The sequence below is a fragment of the Streptomyces sp. NPDC058534 genome, from assembly GCF_042717365.1.
In the GTDB taxonomy this organism is placed as follows: domain Bacteria; phylum Actinomycetota; class Actinomycetes; order Streptomycetales; family Streptomycetaceae; genus Streptomyces.
On the sequence record NZ_JBHXNW010000190.1, the window covers coordinates 1 to 1,428 of the forward strand.

Annotated in this window: 1 protein-coding gene; it reads left to right on the top strand. The window is 67.6% G+C overall.

What is annotated here, in order from left to right:
- On the top strand, positions 1-1,428 hold a 1,428-nt coding region (locus ACFWR9_RS42705), incomplete at both ends, for an amino acid adenylation domain-containing protein (RefSeq protein ID WP_383853101.1).

The following is a 1,428-nucleotide window of genomic DNA, read 5'->3' on the forward strand; positions in this document are numbered from 1 at the left end:
GCGCCGGAGACACCTCTGGGTGAGGTCGCAGTGGTGTCACCGCTCGTTCGCGAGCGGATGATCGTGGAGTGGAATGGCTCGCCTGTGGTGGGGTTGGTGGGTTCGGTGGTGGAGTTGTTTGCGGAGTGGGTGGTGCGGGATCCGGGTGCGGTGGCTGTGGTGTGTGGGGGTGAGTGTTTGTCGTATGGGGAGTTGGATGAGCGGTCGGGTCGGTTGGCGGGGGTGTTGGCGGGTCGGGGTGTGGGTGCGGAGTCGGTGGTGGGGGTGTTGTTGGAGCGGTCGGTTGATTTGGTGGTGGCGTTGTTGGGGGTGTTGCGGGCGGGGGGTGCGTATTTGTTGCTGGATCCGTCGTATCCGGTGGAGCGGAGGGCGTGGATGGTGGCGGATGCGGGGCCGGTGTGTGTGGTGACGAGTGGTGCGGAGGCGGCTGGGGTGCCGGTTGGGGTGCCGGTGGTGGATGTGGGTGATGCGGGGCTTGTGGTGGGGCCGGTGTTGGATCCGGTGGTGGTGGGTGCTGGTGGTGCGGCGTATGTGTTGTATACGTCGGGGTCGTCGGGGGTGCCGAAGGGTGTGGTGGTGTCGCATGGGGGGTTTGCGGGTCTGGTGGCGGGTCATCGTGGGTTGTTGGGTGTGGGTCCGGGGTGTCGGGTGGCGCAGTTTGCGTCGGCGGGTTTTGACACGTTCGGGTGGGAGTGGTCGATGGCGTTGTTGACGGGTGCGGCGTTGGTGGTGGTGCCGGAGGAGGAGAGGTTGGGGCGGCAGTTGGCGGTGTTTTTGGCGCGGGAGGGGGTGACGCATGTGACGTTGCCGCCGGGGGTGTTGGCGTTGTTGGACGAGGGGGATGTGGGTGCGGGTGTGGTGGTGGTGTCGGCGGGTGAGGAGTGTCCGCCGGAGGTGATGGCGCGGTGGTCGCGGGGGCGGGTGATGTTCAATTCGTATGGGCCGACGGAGACGACGGTGGATGCCACGTTGTGGCGGTGTGATGCGGATGCGGGTGAGGTGTTGATCGGTGGGCCGGTGTTCAGTACCCGGGTGTTTGTGCTGGACGGGTCGTTGGAGCCGGTGCCGCCGGGGGTGGTGGGTGAGTTGTATGTGGCTGGTGATGGTCTGGCGCGTGGGTATCTTCGGCGGCCGGGGCTGACGGGGGAGCGGTTTGTGGCGTGTCCGTTCGGGGGTGTGGGTGAGCGGATGTATCGGACGGGGGATCTGGCGCGGTGGACCGCGGACGGGCGGCTGGTGTTCGCGGGGCGGGCGGATGATCAGGTGAAGGTGCGGGGGCACCGGATCGAACCCGGGGAGATCGCGGCGGTCCTGACCGCGCATCCGGCGGTGGCCCAGGCGGCAGTCGTCGCCCGTGAGGACACTCCCGGAGACACCCGCCTGATCGCCTACATCGTCCCCGAAACCACCAACACCGTCACAGACACC